Source organism: Rhodococcus rhodochrous, assembly GCF_014854695.1.
GTDB lineage: Bacteria > Actinomycetota > Actinomycetes > Mycobacteriales > Mycobacteriaceae > Rhodococcus.
Map to the genome: position 1 here is coordinate 684,202 of NZ_CP027557.1, position 22,776 is coordinate 706,977.

The 22,776-nt window shown below is 67.8% G+C and carries 19 protein-coding genes; 11 read left to right on the forward strand and 8 right to left on the reverse strand.

Annotated features, from left to right (window positions below; translation table 11 throughout):
• Nucleotides 1–6: 6 nt before the first annotated feature.
• Genes C6Y44_RS03150 through C6Y44_RS03160 form a run of 3 tightly spaced genes read right to left on the reverse strand, consistent with a single transcriptional unit; the run spans nucleotide 7 to nucleotide 3,229 of the window.
• Nucleotides 7–1,182, reverse strand: a complete 1,176-nt coding sequence (locus tag C6Y44_RS03150; protein WP_120281367.1) for a thiolase domain-containing protein — start codon at nucleotides 1,180–1,182, stop codon at nucleotides 7–9.
• Nucleotides 1,182–2,243 carry a thiolase domain-containing protein gene (locus C6Y44_RS03155; protein ID WP_060653743.1) on the reverse strand — a complete coding sequence of 354 codons (1,062 nt, stop codon included), beginning with the start codon at nucleotides 2,241–2,243 and terminating at the stop codon, nucleotides 1,182–1,184. The genes C6Y44_RS03150 and C6Y44_RS03155 overlap by 1 nt, the downstream gene beginning before the upstream one ends.
• 14 nt (nucleotides 2,244–2,257) lie before the next feature.
• Nucleotides 2,258–3,229, reverse strand: coding sequence for a Zn-ribbon domain-containing OB-fold protein (locus C6Y44_RS03160; protein WP_159416763.1), 972 nt, complete (start codon nucleotides 3,227–3,229; stop codon nucleotides 2,258–2,260).
• A 90-nt stretch (nucleotides 3,230–3,319) separates the two neighbouring features.
• Between C6Y44_RS03160 and C6Y44_RS03165 the strand changes: the two genes are divergently transcribed.
• The gene (locus C6Y44_RS03165) at nucleotides 3,320–4,357 is read left to right on the forward strand and encodes an LLM class F420-dependent oxidoreductase (RefSeq protein WP_159416762.1); all 1,038 of its coding nucleotides are present in this window, start codon (nucleotides 3,320–3,322) and stop codon (nucleotides 4,355–4,357) included.
• A 97-nt stretch (nucleotides 4,358–4,454) separates the two neighbouring features.
• Here the strand turns inward: C6Y44_RS03165 and C6Y44_RS03170 are convergent, their stop codons facing one another.
• Nucleotides 4,455–5,984 (reverse strand): AMP-binding protein, encoded by a 1,530-nt coding sequence (locus C6Y44_RS03170; RefSeq protein ID WP_159416761.1) that lies wholly within the window; start codon nucleotides 5,982–5,984, stop codon nucleotides 4,455–4,457.
• A gap of 129 nt (nucleotides 5,985–6,113) precedes the next feature.
• Nucleotides 6,114–7,013, reverse strand: coding sequence for a crotonase/enoyl-CoA hydratase family protein (locus C6Y44_RS03175; RefSeq protein WP_225623711.1), 900 nt, complete (start codon nucleotides 7,011–7,013; stop codon nucleotides 6,114–6,116).
• A gap of 45 nt (nucleotides 7,014–7,058) precedes the next feature.
• Between C6Y44_RS03175 and C6Y44_RS03180 the strand changes: the two genes are divergently transcribed.
• Together C6Y44_RS03180 and C6Y44_RS03185 are read left to right on the forward strand one after the other, a co-directional pair.
• Complete coding sequence (locus tag C6Y44_RS03180) at nucleotides 7,059–8,726, forward strand: acyl-CoA synthetase (protein ID WP_159416759.1); 1,668 nt, start codon at nucleotides 7,059–7,061, stop codon at nucleotides 8,724–8,726.
• A gap of 8 nt (nucleotides 8,727–8,734) precedes the next feature.
• Nucleotides 8,735–9,847 (forward strand): NAD(P)H-dependent flavin oxidoreductase, encoded by a 1,113-nt coding sequence (locus C6Y44_RS03185; RefSeq protein WP_159416758.1) that lies wholly within the window; start codon nucleotides 8,735–8,737, stop codon nucleotides 9,845–9,847.
• A 104-nt stretch (nucleotides 9,848–9,951) separates the two neighbouring features.
• Here C6Y44_RS03185 and C6Y44_RS03190 read toward each other — a convergent pair whose 3' ends face one another.
• A complete protein-coding gene (locus tag C6Y44_RS03190; protein ID WP_225623712.1) occupies nucleotides 9,952–10,533 on the reverse strand; it encodes a TetR/AcrR family transcriptional regulator in 582 nt (193 codons plus the stop codon).
• A gap of 38 nt (nucleotides 10,534–10,571) precedes the next feature.
• Nucleotides 10,572–11,393: an esterase/lipase family protein gene (locus C6Y44_RS03195; RefSeq protein ID WP_225623713.1), complete on the reverse strand. Its 822-nt coding sequence runs from the start codon at nucleotides 11,391–11,393 to the stop codon at nucleotides 10,572–10,574.
• A 110-nt stretch (nucleotides 11,394–11,503) separates the two neighbouring features.
• On the opposite strand from C6Y44_RS03195, the gene C6Y44_RS03200 reads away from it, so the two are divergent.
• The 8 genes from C6Y44_RS03200 (at nucleotide 11,504) to C6Y44_RS03235 (ending at nucleotide 22,232) form a co-directional block, all read left to right on the forward strand.
• Nucleotides 11,504–13,303, forward strand: coding sequence for a multicopper oxidase family protein (locus C6Y44_RS03200; RefSeq protein ID WP_159416757.1), 1,800 nt, complete (start codon nucleotides 11,504–11,506; stop codon nucleotides 13,301–13,303).
• Nucleotides 13,300–14,475, forward strand: coding sequence for an alpha/beta hydrolase family protein (locus C6Y44_RS03205; protein WP_159416756.1), 1,176 nt, complete (start codon nucleotides 13,300–13,302; stop codon nucleotides 14,473–14,475). The genes C6Y44_RS03200 and C6Y44_RS03205 overlap by 4 nt, the downstream gene beginning before the upstream one ends.
• On the forward strand, nucleotides 14,472–15,749 hold the full coding sequence (locus C6Y44_RS03210; RefSeq protein WP_159416755.1) for an oxygenase MpaB family protein: 1,278 nt from the start codon (nucleotides 14,472–14,474) through the stop codon (nucleotides 15,747–15,749). Before C6Y44_RS03205 ends, C6Y44_RS03210 begins: the two co-directional genes overlap by 4 nt.
• Before the next feature lie 48 nt (nucleotides 15,750–15,797).
• The gene (locus tag C6Y44_RS03215; RefSeq protein WP_192378626.1) at nucleotides 15,798–16,850 is read left to right on the forward strand and encodes a lipocalin-like domain-containing protein; all 1,053 of its coding nucleotides are present in this window, start codon (nucleotides 15,798–15,800) and stop codon (nucleotides 16,848–16,850) included.
• The gene (gene hmgA / locus C6Y44_RS03220; RefSeq protein WP_159416753.1) at nucleotides 16,847–18,190 is read left to right on the forward strand and encodes a homogentisate 1,2-dioxygenase; all 1,344 of its coding nucleotides are present in this window, start codon (nucleotides 16,847–16,849) and stop codon (nucleotides 18,188–18,190) included. Before C6Y44_RS03215 ends, hmgA begins: the two co-directional genes overlap by 4 nt.
• Nucleotides 18,190–19,665 (forward strand): aldehyde dehydrogenase family protein, encoded by a 1,476-nt coding sequence (locus C6Y44_RS03225; RefSeq protein ID WP_159416752.1) that lies wholly within the window; start codon nucleotides 18,190–18,192, stop codon nucleotides 19,663–19,665. The genes hmgA and C6Y44_RS03225 overlap by 1 nt, the downstream gene beginning before the upstream one ends.
• Nucleotides 19,666–19,684: 19 nt before the next feature.
• Nucleotides 19,685–20,935: a CaiB/BaiF CoA transferase family protein gene (locus tag C6Y44_RS03230; protein ID WP_159416751.1), complete on the forward strand. Its 1,251-nt coding sequence runs from the start codon at nucleotides 19,685–19,687 to the stop codon at nucleotides 20,933–20,935.
• A 166-nt stretch (nucleotides 20,936–21,101) separates the two neighbouring features.
• Complete coding sequence (locus C6Y44_RS03235; RefSeq protein WP_059382479.1) at nucleotides 21,102–22,232, forward strand: nitronate monooxygenase; 1,131 nt, start codon at nucleotides 21,102–21,104, stop codon at nucleotides 22,230–22,232.
• A gap of 16 nt (nucleotides 22,233–22,248) precedes the next feature.
• Here the strand turns inward: C6Y44_RS03235 and C6Y44_RS03240 are convergent, their stop codons facing one another.
• Nucleotides 22,249–22,770 carry a DUF3253 domain-containing protein gene (locus C6Y44_RS03240; RefSeq protein WP_159416750.1) on the reverse strand — a complete coding sequence of 174 codons (522 nt, stop codon included), beginning with the start codon at nucleotides 22,768–22,770 and terminating at the stop codon, nucleotides 22,249–22,251.
• Nucleotides 22,771–22,776 lie beyond the last annotated feature (6 nt).

A 22,776-nucleotide genomic window follows, 5' to 3' on the forward strand; every position in this document is an offset into this window, starting at 1 on the left:
CGCCTCCTAGTTCGTGGGCCGGTCGGAGCCCACGACCCACATCGAGAAGTACTGCGAGCCACCACCGTAGGCGTGGCCGAGCGCCTTGCGGGCACCGTCCACCTGGTGGTCTCCCGCCTTGCCCATCACCTGGATCGCGGCCTCGGCGAAGCGGATCATGCCCGACGCACCGATCGGGTTGGAGCAGAGCACGCCGCCGGACATGTTGATCGGCAACTGGCCGCCGATGGCCGTCTCGCCGGCCTCGGTGAGCTTCCAGCCCGAACCCTCGGGGGTGAAGCCGAGATTCTCGAGCCACATCGGCTCGAACCACGAGAACGGCACGTAGATCTCGGCGCAGTCGATCTCGGTGAGCGGATCGGTGATACCGGCCTGCTTCCACAGCGCCGCGGCGGCGACCCGGCCGGCCTCCGGATTGACCTGGTCGCGACCGGCATAGGTGGTCGGTTCGGTGCGCATCGCGGTGGCGTGGATCCAGGCCACCTTGCGGCCCGACTGCTCGGCGGCCTTCGCGGTGTCCTCGTCGCCGAGCACGACTGCGCACGCACCGTCGGACGACGGGCACGTCTCGTCGTACCGGATCGGGTCCCACAGCATCTGCGAGGCCTGCACCTTCTCCAGGGTGATCTCGGGCTGCTTCAGATGGGCGTACGGATTCTTGGCGCCGTTGAGACGGTCCTTGACCGCGACCATCGCTCCGATGTGCTCGGGCGCGCCGGACCGGCGGATGTACGAACGGACGTGCGGCGCGAAGTAGCCGCCCGCACCGGCACCGACCGGCATGGTGAACGGGACCGGTGTGGACAGCGCCCACATCGCGTTCGACTCGGACTGCTTCTCCCAGGCCACCGCGAGCACCCGGCGGTGCACACCGGCCTGTACGAGGCTTGCCGCGACGTTCGCCGTCGAGCCCCCGACGGACCCGGCGGTGTGCACGCGCAGCATCGGCTTGCCCGTGGCGCCGATGGCGTCGACCATCGACAGTTCGGGCATCATGACGCCCTCGAACAGGTCGGGGGCCTTGCCGATCACGACGGCGTCGATGTCGTCCCAGCCCACCTGGGCGTCTGCCATGGCTCGGTCGATCGCCTCGCGGACGAGGCCGGACATCGACACGTCGTGCCGCTTGGCGACGTAGTGGGTCTGCCCGGTTCCGAGGACAGCTGCGGGTTGCTTCGCCATCAGTTGCGTCCCTCCAGAACGGCTACCAGATTCTGTTGCAGCACAGCACCGCTCGTCGCATGCGCGAGTGCACGTCCGGCCGTGCCGTCCATGATCGCCTGCGCTGCGTAACCGATGCGCTCGAGACCGCCGGAGAACATCGGGTTGCCCGTCAGCGGTCCGCCGGACGGGTTGATCGTCGTCGAATCGTCCAAGCCGATCGCCTCGCGGAGGATGAGCTCCTGATGCGTGAACGGCGCGTGCAGTTCGGCGACGTCGAAGGCGGTGTCGCCACCGGTGACCGCCTGCGCGGCAGCCCGTGCGGAGGCCGACACCGTGAGGTCGAGCGAGCCGAAGTTCGGTGAGTCGGTGCGATGTTCGATCCCGGTGATCCACGCGGGGTTCTCGCACAGCTCGCGGGCCCGGTCGCCGCTCGCGAGGACGATCGCGGCGGCACCGTCGGTGACCGGAGCGCAGTCGTGCTTGCGCAGCGGATCGGCGATGTACGGCTGCGAGAGCAGGTCCTCGATGTCGAGATCACCCGAGAGCTGGGCCTTCGGGTTGTTCTTCGCGGCCGCGCGGCTGCGCACCGCGACCTCGGCCATCTCGCGGTCGGTCCACTTGCCGGAGTCGAGACCCATGCGGGCCTGCAGGCCGGCGAGTGAGACGGAGTCGACGCCGAGCGGTGCCACGAGGTACGGATCGAGCTGCAGGGAGAGGGTGCGCCGCAGGGTGCCGGCCGAGGACTTGCCGAAGCCGTAGACGAGGGCGGTGTCGACCTCACCGGTGATGAGCTTGACCCACGCCTCGTAGAGCGCCCAGGCCGCGTCCATCTCGACATGCGACTCGTTGATGGGCGGGACCGCACCGATCGCGTCGATCGCCGAGATGAACGAGAACGCGCGTCCGGCAAGGTAATCGGAGGAACCCGAGCACCAGAATCCGATGTCGGACTTGGTGATGCCGAGCTTGTCGTACAGCTCCTGGAAGCACGGGACGAGCATCTCGACGCCGTTGGTGGTGCCGAACGTCTCGCGCACGTGCGGAGCATGCGCGAAGCCGACGACTGCAATGTCTGTCATGGTGTCCGCTGCTCCTAGAGGTGGTGTTTGAAGGTGTCGTAGTCGGCGTCGGGTTCACCGGTGGGCCGGAAGTACTCGATGTTGCGCAGCGTGTGGTCCCACTCCTCGCGCGGACGCCACTTGGCCTCGACGCGCATGCCCATCCGCACCTCGGAGGCGTCGCACTCGAGGATCAGGTGCAGGAACGGGATGTCGGCGCCGTCGAGCAGCACGTAGGCGGCGACGTAGGGCGGCTTGATCTGCTGGCCCATGAACGGGACGTTGACGATGCAGAAGGTGGTGACGATGCCCTTGTCGGAGACCTCCACCGGTTCCTTGGTGGGCACGCCGTCGGTCGGGCTCGCGCCGCGCGGCGGCACGTAGACCTTCCCGCCGGGGCCGGTGCGACCGCCGATGATCTTCCCCTCCGCGAGCCCGCGCAGGTACCAGGACTCCTCGGGGGAGGCCGAATGGCGGTAGTGCAGGTCGACGGGAGTGGTGATCATGGTGACCGGTTCACCGTCGGCCGCTTCCACGGTGAGGGTCGACTCGCCGGGTTCGAAGGCCTCGATGTCGTGGATCACGCCCGTGCGCTCGGCCGCCCAGCGCACGCGCACACGCAGACCCGTCCCGATCTCGTCCGGGGACGCGACGTCGACGGCGTGCAGCAGCGTCGTGTCGGCTCCGTCGAGACGGATCAGCGCCCACGCGAACGGCCGGTCGAACGGCTGTCCGGGCAACGGCTCGGCGTTCCACGTCCAGCTCACCACGGTGCCGGTCTGCCCGACCTCGACGAACTCGGTGAGCGGTTCATGGGTGACCGCGTCGAATTCGGGGGGCGGGACGAGGACCCGTCCGTCGGATCCGCGCGCGCCGAGAATGCGGCCGTCGCGCAGTCCGGTGACGAAGGCTCCGACGGTCGGCCCGGTGGATCGTGTGTAGTCGAACTTCAGATTCAGCGGTGCGCTCAGCGGTGGCTCGGCAACCGCGCTCTTTCCCAGGCTCACAATTTCGAGTAGAACAGGTTCTAGTGTTGCTGGCAAGAGCGGCGCGCGAACTGCACCTCGCCGCGATTCGTCCGACAGGAAAGGCGTCCAATGAAACTGGGACTGCAACTCGGTTACTGGGGTGCCCAGCCGCCCCCGAACGCACCGGAACTCGTTGCTGCGGCCGAGGCCGAAGGATTCGACGCCGTCTTCGCCGCTGAATCGTGGGGATCCGACGCGTTCACTCCGCTCGCCTGGTGGGGTTCGTCCACCGAACGGGTGCGACTCGGCACGTCCGTCGTGCAGATCTCCGCGCGCACACCGACGAGTTGCGCGATGCACGCGCTCACGCTCGATCACCTCTCGGGTGGCCGGCACATCCTCGGCCTCGGCGTCTCGGGGCCGCAGGTGGTGGAGGGGTGGTACGGGCAGCCGTTCGCGAAGCCGCTCGCGCGCACCCGCGAGTACGTCGACGTGATCCGCAAGGTGCTCGCGCGCGAAGAGCCGGTGACCAGCGACGGACCGCACTTCCCGCTGCCCTATGCGGGCGCCGGCTCCACCGGGCTCGGCAAACCGCTCAAGCCCATCACGCATCCGTTGCGGTCGGACATCCCGATCTGGATCGGCGCCGAAGGCCCGAAGAACGTCGCACTCACCGCCGAGATCGCCGACGGCTGGCTCGCGATCTACTACACCCCGCGGCTGGCGTCGATGTACGACGAGTGGCTCGACGAAGGGTTCGCCCGGCCGGGTGCCCGGCGCACCCGCGAGGACTTCGAGATCGCCGCGACCTGCCAGGTGGTCGTCACCGACGACCGCGCGGCGACCATCGCGGCGATGAAACCGGTGACGGCGCTGTACGTCGGGGGAATGGGCGCACCGGAGTTGAACTTCCACGCGCAGGTCTACCGGCGGATGGGGTACGACGTCGTGGTCGAGGAGGTGACCGCGCTGTTCCGTGCCGGTCGCAAGGACGAGGCGGCCGCCGCGATCCCGGACGAGATGATCACCGAGACGATGATCGTCGGTAACGCCGACGAGGTACGCGAGGGCGTGAAGCGGTGGGAGGAGGCCGGCGTGACGATGCTGCTGGTCGGTTGCCGCGACGTCGACCAGGTCCGCACGATCGCCGACGTGGTGCTGCGCTAGACCGTGATCTTGCGCTGAACCGTGGTGCTGCGCTGGACACACGGCAGCGGGCGGAAACCGTTCCGTGAGGACGGTTTCCACCCGCCGCGTGCGGGCATCAGGAAGCGTAGGCCGCCTTCAGCTTGCCCTTCACCAGCTTGCCCGTGGGGGTACGGGGCAGTTCGTCGACGAAGTCCACCGACCGCGGCACCTTGAAGTGGGCGACCCGCTCGCGGACGTACGCGATGAGCTCGTCGGCGAGATCGGGTGATGCGGTGGCACCGGACGACACCTGCACGACGGCCTTGACCTCCTCGCCCATCTCCGGATGCGGCACGCCGATCACGGCGACGTCCTCGACGGCCGGATGCAGGGCGAGGACGTTCTCGATCTCCTGCGGATAGATGTTCACCCCGCCGGAGATGATCGTGAACGACTTGCGGTCGGTCAGATACAGGTAACCGTCCTCGTCGAGATAACCGAGGTCGCCGACCGTGGTCCAGGTGGGGTGCTCGGGATGTTGCGACGCCGCGGTCTTCTCGGGATCGTTGTGGTACGAGAACGGAACCTTCTCGTACTCGAGATAGATCGTCCCCACCTCGCCGGCCGGAAGTTCGCGCCCTGCCTCGTCGCAGATGTGCGCGGGCCCGAGCACACTCTTACCGACCGAACCCGGGTGTTCGAGCCATTCCTGACTGTTGATGAACGTGATCCCGTTGGCCTCGGTGGAGCTGTAGTACTCGTAGATCACCGGTCCGAGCCAGTCGATCATCGCCCGCTTGACCTCCGGCGGGCACGGCGCGGCGGCGTGGACGAGCACGCGCAGACTCGACAGGTCGTGGCGGGCGCGGATCTCGTCGTCGAGCTTGAGCATGCGCACGAACATCGTCGGCACCATCTGCCCCGCGGTGATCTTGTGCTCCTCGATGTGCCGGAGCGCGGTCTCGGCGTCGAACTTGTCGGCGAGGACCACCGTGCCACCGAGCGCGTGGATCGCCCCACCCCAGCGCAGCGGTGCTGCGTGATAGATCGGGGCGGGGGAGTAGTAGACGTCGGAGTCGGTGAGGCCGAAGAGGAACTGCGCCACCGTCACCAGCGGCTCACCGGGTTCGTCGACGCGACGTTCCGGGAGATCCGGCTGAATTCCCTTGGGGAAGCCCGTGGTTCCGGACGAGTACAGCATGATGGCACCGCACGGCTCCTCCTCGAGCCGTGGACCGGCCGCGGCGAGGGCGTCCTCGTACGACTCGAAACCGCGCACGGCGCCGCCGAACGCGAGTCGCGCGGAACCGATCGTGACCTTCTCGCCGACCTGCTCGGAGAGATCGCCCAGTGTGGCCGACACGATCAGGGCCTTGGCGCCGCTGTCCTCGACGATGTATGCCACCTCGCCGGCGGTGAGATGGCTGTTGACCGCCGTGATGTACAAGCCGGACCGCATTGCGGCCCAGAACACCTCGAAGGCCTCCGGCTGATTCTCCGTGAGGAGGGCGACGACGTCGCCGGGGCGGAGCCCGGAATCGTGCAGCACGCGGGCGAGCGCCGCCGACCGGTCGTCGAGTTCGCGGTAGGTCAGGCTCCGGCCGCTGTCGGCCAGGACGACGGCGAGCTTGTCCGGGGCGGTTCGGGCGTGGACTCCTGGATACATGGGGCTCCTCATTACCTCGACGAACGCTGTGACTCTGTGTTGTGGGTCACAGCGGGCAATGTAGCAGGGCCGAGGGCATGGCTGTGACCGCGCTCTCACCGGTGGGAGCGCGGTCAGCGACGCCGCAGGTCAGGAGCCGGTGAACTTCGGGGCGCGCTTCTCGGCAAACGCCCGTGGGCCCTCCTTGGCGTCGGCGCTCTTGAAGACGGCTGCGCCGAGCTCGGCGTCGATCCGGAACGCCTCCTCCTCGTGCAGACCTTCCGAGTCGCGGATGGTCCGGAGGATGGCCTGCACGGCAACCGGGCCGTTGTTCGCGATCGTCTCGGCGATCTCGAGGGCCTTGTCGAGTGCGGTGCCGTCGGGGACGACGTGACCGATGAGCCCGATCTCCTTGGCCTCGGCGGCCTTGATGTGGCGGCCGGTGAGCAGGATGTCGGCGGCGATCGTGTACGGGATCTGACGGACGAGGCGCACGGCGGATCCGCCGAGCGGGAACAGTCCCCACTTCGCCTCGGAGACGCCGAATTTCGCGCTCTCGCCGGCGACACGGATGTCGGTGCCCTGCAGGATCTCGGTGCCACCGGCGATGGCGGCGCCCTCGACGGCCGCGATCAGCGGCTTCGTCAGACGGCGGCCCTTCAGCAGTGCGGGAAGCCGGCTGAGGTCCCACCCACCGCCGTTGCCATTCCCGTCGCTCCGTTCGCCCTGCTCGAACTTGTCTCCGGGAGGCGCTGCATTCATGGCCTTGAGATCTGCACCCGCGCAGAACGCGCCACCGGCGCCGGTGAGGATCGCGACGCGGATCTCGGGATCGTTGTCGACGCGGTCCCACGCCTCGTTCATGATCGCCATCATCTCGCCGGACAGCGCATTTCGTGCTTCGGGGCGATTGAGCGTGACGATCAGGACGTGGCCGCGTTGCTCGACGAGGCAGTGCGGTTCGCGGGACGAGATGTCCGAATCGGCTGCGCCGGGGGCTTCGGTAGCGGACACTGGCAGGACTCCTCGCGGTGTTGTGAACTGGATCATATTCGGGTCTTGTCAGAAACGGTAACACGTTCTACTTTTGTCAGCGTGGCCCTAAACATCGCAGACCTCGTCGAACACGCAATCGACCTCGTTCCCGAGCGCGTCGCGCTGGCCTCGGACGGACGTGAGGTCACCTACGCACAGCTGGAGGAACGAGCCAACCGACTTGCTCATTACCTGCGCGAACAAGGAGTGGAGCCGGGCGACAAGGTCGGCATCTACTCCCGGAACACCATCGAGGCCGTAGAGGCGATGATCGCGGTCTTCAAGATCCGCGCCATCATGATCAACGTCAACTACCGCTATGTCGAGAACGAGTTGCAGTACATCTTCGACAACTCCGACATGGTGGCCCTCATCCACGAGCGCCGGTACTCCGACAAGGTGGCGAACGTCCTCCCGAGCACACCGCTGGTGAAGACCGTCGTGGTGGTCGAGGACGGCACCGACGTCGACTTCTCGGCCTACGGCGGCATCGAATACGAAGCGGCACTGGCGCAGAGCTCGCCGGAACGCGACTTCGAAGACCGCAGCGCCGACGACATCTACATCCTCTACACCGGCGGCACCACCGGCCACCCCAAGGGCGTGATGTGGCGTCACGAAGATGTCTGGCGCGTCCTCGGTGGCGGCATCAACTTCATGACCGGCGAGTGGGTCAAGGACGAATGGCAGCTGGCGAAGGAGGGCGCCGAGAATCCCGGTCTCGTGCGCTATCCCATCCCGCCGATGATCCACGGTGGCGCCCAGTGGGCGCTGTTCCAGTCGCTGTTCAGCGGCGGCAAGGTCATCATGCACCCCGAGTTCTCGGGCCACGAGGTGTGGCGCATCATCGACGACCACAAGGTCAACGTCATCTTCATCACCGGCGACGCGATGGCTCGCCCCATGCTCGACGCACTCGAGGAGGGCAACCCGAAGACCGGTCAGCCCTACGACCTCTCGACGCTGTTCGCCATGGCGTCGAGCGCCGCTCTGTTCTCCCCGTCCATCAAGGATCGTTTCCTCGACCTGCTGCCCGGCAAGGTCATCACCGACTCCATCGGTTCGTCCGAGACCGGCTTCGGCGGCATCGGTATCGCCGAGAAGGGCAAGACCCTCGGTGGCGGCCCCACGGTGAAGATCGACGAGTCGACCACCGTCCTCGACGACGACGGCAACCCGATCGAACCGGGTTCCGGCAAGGTCGGCATGGTCGCGCGCACCGGCAACATCCCGCTCGGCTACTACAAGGACGAGGCCAAGACCAAGGCGACCTTCCGCGAGTACAACGGGATCCGCTACTCGATCCCCGGCGACTACGCACGCGTCGAGGCCGACGGCACCGTCACGATGCTCGGCCGCGGTTCGGTCTCGATCAACAGCGGCGGCGAGAAGGTCTACCCCGAGGAGGTCGAGGGCGCACTCAAGCAGCACCCGGCGGTCTTCGACGCCCTGGTGGTCGGTGTGCCGGACGAGCGCTTCGGCGAGCGGGTCTCCGCCGTCGTCGCCCTGCGCGAGGGCGAGCAGACGACGCTCGACGAACTCATGTCGACGGCACGGTCGAGGATCGCAGGGTACAAGGTGCCGCGCGCGGTGTGGTTCGTCGACGAGATCAAGCGGTCGCCGGCGGGTAAGCCCGACTACCGGTGGGCCAAGGACCAGACCGGACTGCGTCCGGCCGACGAGGTCTACAACAACGGCGACGGCAACGGCGCCGCGGCGACGGGATAGAAGGACACATGCAGACCGGCCTCAGCAAGAAGTTCGGTATCGAGTATCCGATCTTCGGATTCACGCCCTCCGAACACGTCGCGGCGGCGATCAGCCGCACAGGCGGACTCGGTGTCCTCGGGTGCGTGCGGTTCAACGACCCGGAGGAACTCGACGCCGTTCTGACCTGGATGGACGAGAACACCGACGGCAAGCCGTACGGCGTCGACATCGTGATGCCCGCCAAGGTGCCCACCGAGGGCACCGCGGTGGACCTCGACAAACTGATCCCCGCCGAGCACCGTGCCTTCGTCAACCGCACGCTCGACGAACTCGGTGTGCCGCCGCTGTCCGACGACGTCGGCGAGGCGAGCGGTGTTCTGGGCTGGCTGCATTCGGTCGCGCGTTCGCACGTCGACGTCGCCCTCGCGCACCGGCCCGCTCTGATCGCCAACGCCCTGGGGTCGCCGCCGAAGGACGTCATCGACCTCGCGCACGAGAAGGGAGTGCCGGTCGCGGCACTCGCGGGCGCGGTCGAGCACGCGAAGCGGCACGTCGAGAACGGTGTCGACATCGTGATCGCGCAGGGTTACGAGGCGGGCGGGCACACCGGTGAGATCGCGTCGATGGTGCTGTGGCCCGAAATCGTCGATGCACTCGGTGATTCCGCGGCAGTGCTCGCCGCCGGCGGCGTGGGATCGGGACGGCAGGTCGCGGCGGCGCTGGCCCTCGGTGCGTCCGGTGTGTGGATGGGTTCGTACTGGCTCACCACCTCGGAGTACAAGCTCGGGGCGGCCGCGCACGGCCCGTCGTCGATCCAGCGCGCGTTGCTCGGAGCGAGCTCGTCCGACACCGTGCGGTCGCGGATCTACTCGGGCAAGCCCGCGCGTCTGCTCAAGACCAAGTGGACGGAGGCGTGGTCGAAACCCGATGCGCCCGAACCGCTGCCGATGCCGTTGCAGAACATACTCGTGAGCGAGGCGCACCAGCGCATGTCGGCGGCCGACGACCCCGAGGCCGTCGCGATGCCGGTCGGGCAGGTGGTGGGGCGGATGAACGAGATCCGTCCCGTCGCGGAGATCATGGCCGAACTCGTCCGGGGCTACGACGAGGCGGTCGAGCGGCTGAACGAGGCGCGCTAGACAGGACCACAGTGGTGGGGTGGCAGGTGCCCGGGGCGGAGTGATCCACCCCGGGCATCGTCCGTTCGAGAGCGGCGCCGGAGAAGGGCCAGGACCGAGAGGGATCAGCGGCGGACCAGGATCTTCAACAGCTCCTGGATCTGCGTGGCCGTGGGGGAGGGCAGGCTGTCGCGGCCGTACAGGAAGCCGATCCCCGCGTAGACGAGGGTGCCGGCGCGCAGCTCCGCTTCTTCCTCGCCGAAACCCAGTTCGAGGAAACAGTTTCGGACGACGGCCATGATGCGCTGGTCGAGTGCACGGACCGATTCGGCGACCTGCGGATCGCTGCGCGCCCACTCGCGCACCGCGACCTCGGCCTCCCAGGCGCGTTCGTCGACGAGCATCGCACCCATGTGGGCGAGCCGTTCGTCGACGGGCAGTTCTTCGAGGCTCGTCAGGCCGCGCGCGGCGTCGTTGTCCTGCGAGGTGTAGCGGGTGGCGATGGCCTTCATCAGGTCGTCGATGTCGGAGAAGTGCCAGTAGAAGCTACCTTTGGTGACTCCGAGTTCGTCGCACAGTCGCGAGATCTTCACGGCGCTGCGTCCTTCGGAGACGAGCAGGCGCAGACCCGCCTCGGTCCAGTCGTCGAGGGACAGCCGTGGTCGTCTGCCCGACCGGCGACCACTCCTCGCCGGTTGCTCTGCCACGGATGGTCACCTCGTCTCGATCGGGTCCGAAATCGAGACTACATGCCCGAACCGGGCAGTGCCGTGAGGACGGCGTCGCGTGCCGAGCCGTCGCGGGGGAGTTCCCAATGGTGAACGCATGGTGACGAATCCGGCCCGGGAAGCGTGACCACGGTCGAGGTGGGCAGCGCTCCGTTCTCGGGTGGGACGACGAGTCCGTCGCAGCGGGAGACGATGTCGGTGTAGTCGATCCCGGCCGTGGGCACGCCGCGTGAGTGCAGGTCGCGTAGGAGATCCGATCCGGCGATGATCTCGCGGCATCCGGCACACAGGGGGTCGACGAGCGGCTTCTCGAGGGCGAGGACCGCGTCGTAGGTGCCGAGATCGCGGCTGGTCTGCTCGGCGGCGGCCAGTCCGGCGATCTCCGTGCCGTGCCACATCGGGCCGAGTGTGGTCAGCGATCGGACCCGATCGTTGCCGTGATCCTGCAGGTATCGCTGGGTGACGAGGGAACCGGCGCCGTGCGCCACGACGTCGACCGTGCACTGCGATCGCTGCCCGCACAGCTCGTCCAGGGCGTCGGCCAGGTCGCGTGCGCCCGCGTCGACGCTCCGCAGGCCGGCGAGGGGGATCGGGACATCGGTGCCCGCCGGTTGGCCCCAGGTGACGGGGACGGTGCAGAAACCGGCTCCGGTGAGGTCGGCGCGCAGATCGGACCACACGTCCGGAGTGCTCGCGAGGTCGTGGACGAGTGCCACAGCAGCGTCTGCGCCGGAGCACGGCGCAGGGCTCGGATCGGCCGCTGCGGGCGCCGGAGCCACCGCGGCGAGGGTGAGAACAGCGACCGCCGAAACCATCGCCGAGCAGGGGGATCGAGTCATCTGCACTCCTCTGTGCGCACTATTGACCAAACCATACCGTATGGTACTGTGGCGGCGGTCACGATGACTGTCCGCATCGACTCCCGATCCGGAACACAGAAAGCCGCGTCATGCAGAGACTCACCCGTAGAACCCTTCTCGCCGGGCTCGCCGCAGGAACCGGTGCGGTGCTTCTCGGTGGCCGAGCGTTCGCGGACGGGCCGGACATCTCCCGCCCCCTGTTGTTCCACTCCCCACGACTCGAACCCTTCGTCGACGGCCTGCCCGTCCTGCCGCGTCTGGACTCGTCGTCCTACCGGATCGACGCCGTCAGCACGATGCACAGCTTCCACCGCGACCTTCCGCCCGGTCCCGCTCTCGCCTACGGCGACAACACCTACGGCGGACCGACTCTCGTGGCGCACCGCGGGCAGGAGACGTCGATCGAGTACCGCAACCGCATCGACGCGCATCCCTTCGCCGTCGACTTCGACACCTCGCTGCACGGTCTGAGCGAACGCGACCGCACCGACGTCCCCACCTCGATGCACCTGCACGGTGGGGTCACGCCTCCGGAATTTGACGGCAACCCCGAGCAGATCTCCCGGCCCGGACAGGGATTCACGTACCGCTTCCCGAACCGTCAGGACGCGACGACGCTGTGGTACCACGACCACGCCATGGCCGTCACCCGCCTGAACGCCTACGCGGGACTGGCCGGCATGTACCTGCTCCGCGACGACTACGACACCGGACTGCCCGGCAACCCGCTGGGCCTGCCCACCGGCGAGTTCGAACTCGATCTGGTGCTGCAGGAGAAGATCGTCAACGGCGACGGTTCGCAAAGCATCCGTTCCACCCCGATCGTCCCGCAGGGTCGCTGGGAGGGCGGCGCCGTCGGCGACGTCGGCGTCGTCAACGGCAGGATCTGGCCCGAGGCCCGGGTCGCGCGCGGGCTCTACCGGGTCCGGCTGCTCAACGCGGCGTCGTTCAGCATCTGGGACCTGCACTTCTCCAACGGCATGCCGTTCTGGGTGATCGGCATGGAAGGTGGCCTGCTCGATGCGCCGGTTCCCACGACCCGCGTGCGACTGTCGCCCGGCGAACGCGTGGACCTGCTCGTCGACTTCGCGCAGCTCGACGCGGACGCCACCGTCGAATTGCGCAACTCCGAACCCGCCGCACCGCAGGCCGCGCAGATCGGTGCCGTGCTCATGCCGCTGTTCATGCGCTTCCGAGCCGAATCCGGCCGCGGGTTCACCGGTCCGGTCCCGGACCGCCTGCGCGGCGGCCCCGGTCTTCCACCCGCGGTCGGGCCGATCCCGGTGCCGCAGAACGTACGGAACGTATCGCTGAGCCAGCCCTCGGAGGTGCGGATCCCGCCGTCGATCATGTCGCTGAACAACCTGATGTACCACAGCACCGACATCGAGATGCCGCGTCAGGGCACCGTCGAGCAGTGGAACATCGTCAACGCGACGCCCGACCCGCACCCGATCCACCTGCATCTGGTGCACTTCCGCGTTCTGGGACGGCAGGCGATCAACACCCTCGCGATGTGTGCGCGGCAGCCGCAACCGCCCATCGGGCTCAAGTGGACGCCCGATCCCGACCCGTACGTCGTCGAACCGATGCGGGGACCGGAGCCGTGGGAGACCGGCTACAAGGACACGGTCGTCTGCGATCCGAACTCGGTGACCCGCATCATCGCGTACTTCCCGACCGCCGACGAACTCGGCTTCGACCCCGACGCGACGTTCTCGCGCGCGGTGCACACCTTCGATCCGCACCGCGCCGGCCACGGCAAACACGGTGACCACGCCGACCACGGCGACACTGCCGGCGGCGACCTGCAGGGATATGTGTGGCACTGCCACATCCTCGACCACGAAGACCACGACATGATGCTCAAATACCGGACGGTGACATGACTTCCACCAGTTCCACCACGACCCGAGACCACTTCCAGCGCATCCCGTACGAACCGGCGAACGACGGTCGCGTCGAGATGCACTCCGGGCTCAGCCGCCACTACCCGACGCTGCACGGCAACCTCGTCGCGCAACCCGGGTACTCGAAGGACGTCGGTGTGGTCATGTGCCACCCGGCCTCGAACTTCCTGAGCCACTTCCTGCTCCGCGCCTTCGCCGAAGCAGGCGTCCCCGCAATGGGACTCAACACCCGCTACTCGTCCAACGAACCGGCACTCATCATGGAGCGGGCCGCCTTCGACCTCGGCACCGGAGTGCGGTGGATGACCGACGAACTCGGCTTCGAGAAGGTCGTACTCCTCGGGTTCAGCGGCGGCGGGTCGCTCGCGTCGTTCTACCAGTCGCAGGCGCAGAACTCGACCGTGACGACCACACCCGCGGGCGACCCGGCACCGTTCGCCGAGGCGAACCTGCGACCGGCCGACGCCCTGATGCTCGTCGGCGCGCACCCCGGCCGAGCACGCGTTCTCCGGCACTGGATCGACGGCGCGGTCACCGACGAATCCGACCCCTACGCCACCGATCCCGATCTCGACCTCTACGCCCCCGGGCGCACGGCACCACTCGATTCCGAATGGGTGCAGAGGTACCGCGACGCGCAGCTCGCCCGCATGCGCCGCATCGACGCGTGGGCGCTCGAGCAACTCGCCGACCTCGAACGCACCGGCGCCTCCGATCGCGGCTTCGTCGTGCACCGCACCGTCGCGGATCCGCGCTTCGTCGACCTGAGCCTCGACCCGAGCGACCGCGCACTCGGCTCCATGTACGGAGATCCGAAGGCGGCCAACACCGCCGCCGGTGGACTGGCCCGCTTCGTCACGGTGCGCAGCTGGCTCAGCACGTGGAGCGTCGACCACACCCACGCCGACGCACTCACCGACCTCCGCAACGTCACCACCCCGACGATGGTGATGAGCCTGCTCGGAGACCAGGCGGCCTTCGCCGAGGATTCCCGGCTGATGTACGACGCGCTGGCGGGCACCCACAACGAACTGATCGAGATGCGGAACCTCAACCACTATCTCGTGGATCAACCGGACGGTCTCTCCGACGTCGTCGGACGACTGGTCGAGTGGATCCGCCGAACGGTACTCGAGGAGGTATCGGCATGACCCGAACACTCGCCGGTCCCGGACGCACCGCACAGGACCGATGCCCGAGCGCCTTCCCCTACTGGCAGGCGCTGGAGAAGCCCGGGGTGAAGCGCACCCGCAACCTCGTCCGACGGCTCACCGGCTTCGACTTCCTGCCCACCGACGAACAGGCCCGGGCCCTGTGCAACGACCTGTTCAGCGGCGATCCCACGGCGGAGCGCTTCGTCGACGAGGTCTACCACGGTGAACTCGGGCCGAAGAAGACCCGCGAGATGCTCGACAAGGCACTCGTCGACGGCATCGACTCGCTCGACGACGTGCCCGACGCGATGAAGGCCCTGTTCGAGGAGTTCGAGACCGTGCCCGACTGGGTGCAGCCCGAACTCGTCGAGCAGGGTGCCGCGATCTGGCGTCGCTGGGGCACGATGCTGTTCAGCTTCGCGGGCGCCGAGACCCTCGAGATCTACACCGAGGCAGCCGTCGCGACACCGCTGTCGCTCGCCGGAGGTTATGCCGGCGACAACGCTCTGCGACGTTTCCTCGAGACCTGCCGGTTCTGGATCGACGTATCCGAACCCGGCGCGCTGCTCGCCCCGGGTTCGAAAGGGCGGGCCACCGCGCTGAAGGTCCGCGTGATGCACGTGTCCGTGCGCTCACGCGTCGCGAAACACCCCGAATGGGACATCGCCAAGTGGGGACTGCCGATCAGCCAGACCTACATGCTGCTCACCCTCATCGCCGGCAGCCTCACCCCGGGTCTGGCCCTGTGGACCCTCGGCTACCACACCACCCCGCGAGAGATCCGCGCGCTCATCCACTTCCAGAAGTACATGGGCTACCTGCTCGGGGTGCGTATGCAGTGGTACCCCGAGACCATCGCCGACAGCATCCGCGCGCTCATGAGCACCGTGATCTCCCGCTCGTACGACTCGGGTGAGCACGGCAAGGAACTCATCGAGTCCTACCCGCAGGCGTTCGCCCCGCGCGACGGGCACCGCGGCCTGAAGAGACTGCGGGAGCACTACAACTTCCGCATCAACTCGGTGTACTCGGCGATGTTCATGGGGCCGGGCACCCGACGCAAGTACTCGATGCCGAAAGTGCTTCCCTGGATGATCATCCCGATCGTCCGCTTCCCGCTCATCACCGCGATGGAACTCACCCGGCGGTTCGTCCCCGGCGCGGCCGGCGTGCACGAGAAGATCATGTGCGCCCATCGCGAGAACTGGTACCGCGCCCAGATGGAAGGGCGCGAAGCACAATTCGACGCCAGCGGAGCACTCCGTCGCTGATCGGCCCGGACAGTCCCGCCCCACTAGACCTCGTACGGAGAGAACTCGATGACCCTACACATCGTCGAAGCATGGAACGGCCCCGGACGCCGCGACGGTGAGATCACCGCCGTGGAGGCCGCCGACAACGGTGCCCACCCGTCCACCGACAAGCACGCCTTCGAACACTGGTACTTCGACGCCCATCTCGACGACGGACGGATCGTCGTGGCGATGATCCAGACCCGGGAACTGGTGCACCGCAAGCCCGGTGTGGAGATCCACGTCTACAGCGCGGACGGCAAGCGACGCGAAGCGAGCCGGTCGTACACCGACGCCGACCTCTCGGTGTCCACCGAACGGTGCGACGTGCGCGTCGGTGAGAGCTTCGCGAAGCTGATCGGCGAGGAGGACGGGCTGCCCGTCTACCGCGTGTCGGTGTCCGAAGGCGACCTCGCCTTCGACCTGACCTTCACCGCGGAGGTCCCGCCGTGGATGCCCGGTCGCGGCCGGACCAGCTACAACGAACGCGAATTCTTTGCGTGGGTCGTCGGCGCGCCGCGAGCGCGAGTCGCGGGGACGGTGACGGTGGACGGGAAGTCCACCGAGGTCACCGGTCGCGGCTACCACGACCACAACTGGGGCGTCGGCGACATGAAGCGCCTCATCGACAAGTGGTACTGGGGCCGGCTGTACACCGAGGACTTCACCCTCGTCTACGCCATGGTGAACACCCAGAAGAAGTACGGATCGCACTGGTCGCAGCCGGTGATGGTCGCGCAGGGGCGCGAGGTGGTCCTCAGCAACGGCGAGGTGGAACTGACGGAGGGGCCGATCGTGCACAACGCGGTCGCCGACCGCACCTACCCGGCGTGGATCCGCCTCCGCATCCCGGGCTCGCTCGACGTCAAGCTCACCGTCCGCGAGATCGTGCACGCCCACAACCTGCTCGAGGACGTTCCACTCGCGTCGAGCAGGTTGCTCAAGCCTCTCGTCAACCGGCTCGTCGGTCATCCCGGTTACTTCCGCTTCCGGTCGGATTTCACGATGACGGTGACCGTCGACGGAACCGATCACGAGCGTTCGGGTTCGACGCTGCACGAGATGGTCGCGTTGACATGAGCGAGCGCGCGGACGTCGGTGTGGAGCCCGGCTTCGCGGGCATCGAGTATCTGCACGGCTTCGGCAACGAGCACCACAGCGAGGCCGTTCCGGGTGTGCTTCCGTGGGGACAGAATTCGCCCCAGCGGGTCGCGTACGGGCTCTACGCCGAACAACACTCGGCCACCGCGTTCACCGAGCCCCGCGAGATCAACCGCCGCACATGGACGTACCGGATCATGCCGTCCGCCGCGCACGGTCCCTTCGAGCGGATCGACGACGCCGGCTGGGTGTCGGCACCCGACGCCGGGGGAGTGCTCACCCCGAACCGGTTGCGATGGGATCCGCAGCCGGAACCGGCACCGGGCACGGACTTCCTCGACGGCGTGACGACCTACGCAGTCAACGGGGACGTCCGCGCCCGCACCGGCGTCGCCGTCCATCTGTACGCGGCGTCGCAGTCGATGACCGACCGTTACTTCGTCGACGCCGACGGAGAACTGCTGTTCGTCCCGCAGGACGGCGCGCTGCTGCTGTGCACCGAACTGGGACGGCTGCTCGTCGAACCCGGTGAGATCGCGGTGATCGGACGAGGTCTGCGGTTCCGCGTGGATCTGGTGAGTGAGAAGGCGACCGGTTACCTGCTCGAGAACTACGGGGCCGCCCTGGCCCTGCCGGAACTCGGCCCCATCGGCGCGAACGGTCTCGCCCACGCCCGCGACTTCCTGTACCCGACGGCCTGGTACGAGGACCGTTCGGGCACGGTGCAACTCGTGCAGAAGTTCGGTGGGCACCTGTGGGCCACCGAACTCGACCACTCGCCCCTCGACGTCGTCGCCTGGCACGGCACGCACGGTGCCTACAAGTACGATCTGGGCCGCTTCAACGCGATGACCACGGCCGGCTGGGACCATCCCGATCCGTCGATCTTCACCGTGCTCACCTCGCCCACCCCGATTCCGGGGCAGGCCAATGTCGACTTCTGTGTCTTCCCCGACCGCTGGGTGGTCGGGGAGCACACCTTCCGGCCGCCGCACTTCCACCGCAACGTCATGACCGAGTTCATGGGACTCGTTCGTGGACAGCACGACTCGAAGGCGGAAGGATTCGTCCCGGGCGGCGCGTCGCTCCACAACCAGTGGGGCGCTCACGGACCCGACGTCGAGACCTTCGATCTCGCGACGTCGGCCGAACTGAAGCCGGTCAAGCTCGTGAACACCCTGTCGTTCATGTTCGAGACGAGACTCGCCCTCTCCGTCACCGACGCGGCCCATCGCGCAGCGCATCGCCAGCCGAACTACGACTCCTCGTGGTCCGGCCTCACCCGACGCTTCACCCCACCTTCTCCCCAGGAGTCGTGATGACCGAACTGTCCACCCCCGCACCCGTCGTCGTACCCGACCCGCAGCTGCGGATCGGCGGCCGGGCCGTGCCCGCCCGTTCGGGTGCCCACTTCTCGTCGATCAACCCGGCGACGGAAGAGGCCGTCGCCGAGGTCGCGGCGGGTGGGGCCGCCGACATCGACGCGGCCGTCCTCGCCGCGCGCGACACCTTCGAATCCGGTGTCTGGTCGCGGATGGCCGGTGCCGAACGCGGCCGGATCCTCTCCCGCGCCGCCGACCTCATCGAGCAGCACGCCCCCGAACTGTCGGCGCTCGAGACCGCGGAGATGGGCAAGCTCTACGCCGACACCGTCGCCGGGGACATCCCCGTCGCCGCGGCGTCGTTCCGGCACTACGCAGGCTGGGCCGACAAGATCGCCGGTGAGGCGATGATCCTGCCCGATGTGGGTCCGCAGCACCGCTTCGGATTCACCCTGCGCCAGCCCCTCGGTGTGGTCGGTGCGATCACTCCGTGGAACAACCCGACGGTCGTCGCGGCCTGGAAGATCGCCCCGGCCCTGGCCGCCGGATGCTCGGTGGTCGTCAAGCCCGCCGAGGACGCTTCGCTGTCGACCCTGAAGCTCGCCGACCTGCTCGCCGAGGCCGGAGTACCGGACGGCGCGTTCAACGTCGTGCCCGGTCTCGGTCCCGAAGCCGGTGCTGCGCTGGCCGCCCACGAGGGCATCGACAAGATCACCTTCACCGGCAGCCCGGCCGTCGGGAAGACCATCACCTCGCTCGCCGGCGAGAAGTTCCGGAAGGTGACCCTCGAACTCGGCGGCAAGGCGCCGCAGCTGATCTTCCCCGACGCCGACCTCGAGGCGTCGCTGCCGTGGATCGCGATGGGCAACTTCTACCACCAGGGTCAGGTGTGTGCCGCCGGCACGCGCGTGATCGTGCACGAGTCGATCGCCGATCAGGTCGTCGAGGGACTCGTCGAGTTCGCCCGCGGAGCGGTGATCGGTGATCCCTTCGACGCGTCGACGACGCAGGGCACCATCGTCAACCGCAAGCAGCTCGACCGCATCCTCGGCTACATCGAGAAGGGCAAGAACGAAGGCGCTCAACTGCTGACCGGCGGGTCGCGGGTGGGGGAGCGCGGTTTCTTCGTGGAGCCGACCGTCTTCCGCGGCACCAACGACCTCACCATCGCCCGCGAGGAGATCTTCGGCCCCGTCGCCACGGTCATCACCTTCAAGACCACCGAGGAGGCCGTGCAGCTGGCGAACGCCACGAAGTACGGTCTCAACGCGTTCGTCTTCAGCCAGAACCTGTCGACCGTGCACAGCGTGATCCCGCAGTTGCGTGTGGGCACGGTGTGGGTCAACGGCTGGGGTGTCCCCGATCCGGCACTACCCTGGGGTGGACGTGACGCGAGCGGCATCGGGCGTGAACTGGGCCGCAGCGGGCTCGAAGCGTTCACCGAGGAGAAGACGGTTCACCTCGGTTACTGACCAGAGGACGGAAGAGGCAGTGACACAAGTCGAGTCGACACAAGGCGAGTCGACACAAGGCGAGTCGCAGGCAGCGGGAGCGCTGGCGGGCATCAGGGTGCTCGAACTGGGAACCCTGATCGCCGGTCCGTATGCAGGACGTCTGCTCGGCGACATGGGTGCCGACGTCATCAAGATCGAGGATCCGAAGCGTCCCGACCCGCTCCGCACCTGGGGACAGGGTGAGCGGGACGGGCATCGCTACTTCTGGACGGTGCACGCGCGCAACAAGCGTTGCGTCACCCTCGATCTTCGGGCGCCCGACGGGCAGGAACTGTTCCGGCGTCTCGTCGCCGAGTCCGACGTGGTGGTCGAGAACTTCCGTCCCGGCACGCTCGAGAAGTGGGGGCTCGGCTACGACGTGCTCTCCGAGATCAATCCGGGCATCGTGTTGGCCCGCGTCTCCGGTTACGGGCAGACCGGCCCCAAGGCCGGGCAGGCCGGTTACGCGTCGGTGGCCGAGGCGGAGAGCGGGTTGCGGCACCTCAACGGATATCCCGGCCAGGCACCCCCGCGACTCGCGCTGTCCCTCGGCGACTCCCTCGCCGGGATGTTCGCCGTGCAGGGCATCCTCGCCGCGTTGCTCGGCCGCGAACGGACCGGACGCGGGCAGGTCGTCGACGTGGCGCTCACCGAGGCGTGCCTCGCGATCCAGGAATCGGTGATCCCCGACTACGACGTCGCAGGGGTCGTCCGCGGCCCCTCCGGTACCCGCCTCGAGGGCATTGCCCCGTCGAACCTGTACCGGACGTCCGACGACATGTGGATCGTCATCGCCGCCAACCAGGACACGGTCTTCCGTCGCCTGTGCGCGGCGATGGAGCGCCTCGAGCTCGCCGACGACCCGCGCTTCGCCGACCATCTCGCGCGTGGCGTGAACCAGGACGAGCTCGACGCCCTCATCGGTGAGTGGGCGGCGACGTGGACGCTCGACGACCTGCTGGCGCATCTGTCGTCGTCGGGTGTGGTGTCCGGGCCGGTGAACACGGTCGCGGAGGTCGTCGCCGATCCGCAGTTCCAGGCACGGGACATGATCGTCCCGCATCACGACGAGCGCACCGGCGCAGACGTACTCGGCCCGGGTGTGGTGCCGACGCTCACCGGGACGCCGGGTTCGGTGCGTCGCGCCGGCCCGCCCGTCGCGGGATACGACAATGCGGCGGTCTACGGCGAGATCCTCGGACTGAGCGACATCGAGCAGAAGGAACTCCGCGAGCGGGGAATCATCTAGCACGGCATCATCCGAGGTACGCAACGCGAGGTGAAGGCTCGCAACATCGGCAGTCACTGCCGATGTTGCGAGCCTTCATCCGTTGTTGCGTGCCTTCCGCACAGGGCCATCTCGCACTAAGGTAGAACACGTTACAGTCTTCTACGTTTCTCTCGAGGAGTGCCGAATGCACACGCCCATCTGCGACGAACTCGGCATCGAGTTCCCGATCTTCGCATTCACCCACTGCCGCGACGTTGTCGTCGCCGTCGCCAAGGCCGGCGGCTTCGGCGTCCTCGGCGCCGTCGGGTTCACGCCGGAAGAGCTCGAAATCGAGCTGAACTGGATCGACGAGCACATCGGCGACCGCCCGTACGGTGTCGACATCGTCATCCCCAACAAGTACGAAGGTATGGACGCGAACCTCTCCGCCGAGGAACTCACGAAGATGCTGCAGTCGATGGTGCCGCAGGAGACCCTCGAATTCGGCCGTAAGATCCTCACCGACCACGGCGTCCCGCTGCCCGAAGGCGACGATAACGCGTTGCAGCTTCTCGGTTGGACCGAGGCCACCGCGACCCCGCAGGTGGAGGTGGCACTGCAGCATCCGAAGGTCACGCTCATCGCCAACGCGCTCGGCACCCCGCCGGCCGACATGATCGAGCACATCCACAAGGCCGGTCGCAAGGTCGCGGCGCTGTGCGGTTCGCCGAAACAGGCCCGCAAGCACGCCGACGCCGGTGTCGACATCATCATCGCCCAGGGCGGCGAAGGTGGTGGGCACTGCGGTGAGGTCGGCTCGATCGTGCTGTGGCCGCAGGTCGTCAAGGAGGTCGCACCGGTCCCGGTGCTGGCCGCCGGCGGTATCGGCAGCGGCCAGCAGATCGCTGCGGCACTCGCGCTCGGCGCCCAGGGCGCGTGGACCGGTTCGCAGTGGCTCATGGTCGAGGAGGCCGAGAACACTCCGGTGCAGCAGGAGGCCTACATCAAGGCGAGCAGCCGCGACACCGTCCGCAGCCGCTCGTTCACCGGTAAGCCCTGCCGCATGCTCCGCAACGACTGGACCGAGGCGTGGGAGCAGGAGGGCAACCCGAAGCCCCTCGGAATGCCGTTGCAGTACATGGTGTCCGGCATGGCCGTCGCCGCCACCCACAAGTACCCCGACGAGTCCGTCGACGTCGCGTTCAACCCGGTCGGTCAGGTCGTCGGGCAGTTCACGAAGGTCGACAAGACCTCCACCGTCATCGAACGCTGGGTGCAGGAGTACCTCGAGGCGACCGGCACGCTGGAGAAGCTGAACGAGGCCGCGAGCGTCTGATCCGCTCGGATTCGTCTCACGGGGAGGGACGAGGGTGCTCGAGGTTCGGTCCGGGTGCGATCCGGATCGGACCTCGAGCCGTCTCCACGTCCACCGGCTCGCCCTTCTGCGTGATCACCACGTGCTCGCTGCGTTCGAGTTCGGCGGCTACCGAGCGGGCGATGTCCATCAGGTCGCGCCACGCCCCTCCGCCGGCGACCCGCGCGGCGTCACTGGGGCAGATGGTGGACGGATTCCGTTCCCGGAGCAGCGCGCAGATCGTGGCCGCGAGTCGCTCGCGGGCCGCGTCGTCGTCGCGCGGCTCCCACCACGGATGTCCGCGTTCGCCGAGTGCGACCTTGGCGTCCTGGACACGATGCCGCGCGGCGTCTCCCTCGCTCTTCACGAGACGGCGGGCCCGCATCAGCTCCGCCACCAGCTGTTTCCGCAGAGGTTCGGGAATCGCGGGATCGGTGGCACGCCAACGTCGCCCCTTGACCACCACATATCTGCCGTCGGGCGTGCGCTCGGTCTCGCCGGATGACCCGTCGGTGTCCATCGGCCC

Bases quoted from the DNA above. Each gene is read 5' to 3' on its own strand.
- C6Y44_RS03150 (WP_120281367.1), bottom strand. From the start codon at position 1,182: ATGGCGAAGCAACCCGCAGCTGTCCTCGGAACCGGGCAGACCCACTAC.
- C6Y44_RS03155 (WP_060653743.1), bottom strand. From the start codon at position 2,243: ATGACAGACATTGCAGTCGTCGGCTTCGCGCATGCTCCGCACGTGCGC.
- C6Y44_RS03165 (WP_159416762.1), top strand. From the start codon at position 3,320: ATGAAACTGGGACTGCAACTCGGTTACTGGGGTGCCCAGCCGCCCCCG.
- C6Y44_RS03170 (WP_159416761.1), bottom strand. From the start codon at position 5,984: ATGTATCCAGGAGTCCACGCCCGAACCGCCCCGGACAAGCTCGCCGTC.
- C6Y44_RS03175 (WP_225623711.1), bottom strand. From the start codon at position 7,013: ATGATCCAGTTCACAACACCGCGAGGAGTCCTGCCAGTGTCCGCTACC.
- C6Y44_RS03185 (WP_159416758.1), top strand. From the start codon at position 8,735: ATGCAGACCGGCCTCAGCAAGAAGTTCGGTATCGAGTATCCGATCTTC.
- C6Y44_RS03195 (WP_225623713.1), bottom strand. From the start codon at position 11,393: ATGACTCGATCCCCCTGCTCGGCGATGGTTTCGGCGGTCGCTGTTCTC.
- C6Y44_RS03200 (WP_159416757.1), top strand. From the start codon at position 11,504: ATGCAGAGACTCACCCGTAGAACCCTTCTCGCCGGGCTCGCCGCAGGA.
- C6Y44_RS03205 (WP_159416756.1), top strand. From the start codon at position 13,300: ATGACTTCCACCAGTTCCACCACGACCCGAGACCACTTCCAGCGCATC.
- C6Y44_RS03210 (WP_159416755.1), top strand. From the start codon at position 14,472: ATGACCCGAACACTCGCCGGTCCCGGACGCACCGCACAGGACCGATGC.
- C6Y44_RS03215 (WP_192378626.1), top strand. From the start codon at position 15,798: ATGACCCTACACATCGTCGAAGCATGGAACGGCCCCGGACGCCGCGAC.
- hmgA (WP_159416753.1), top strand. From the start codon at position 16,847: ATGAGCGAGCGCGCGGACGTCGGTGTGGAGCCCGGCTTCGCGGGCATC.
- C6Y44_RS03225 (WP_159416752.1), top strand. From the start codon at position 18,190: ATGACCGAACTGTCCACCCCCGCACCCGTCGTCGTACCCGACCCGCAG.
- C6Y44_RS03235 (WP_059382479.1), top strand. From the start codon at position 21,102: ATGCACACGCCCATCTGCGACGAACTCGGCATCGAGTTCCCGATCTTC.
- C6Y44_RS03240 (WP_159416750.1), bottom strand. From the start codon at position 22,770: ATGGACACCGACGGGTCATCCGGCGAGACCGAGCGCACGCCCGACGGC.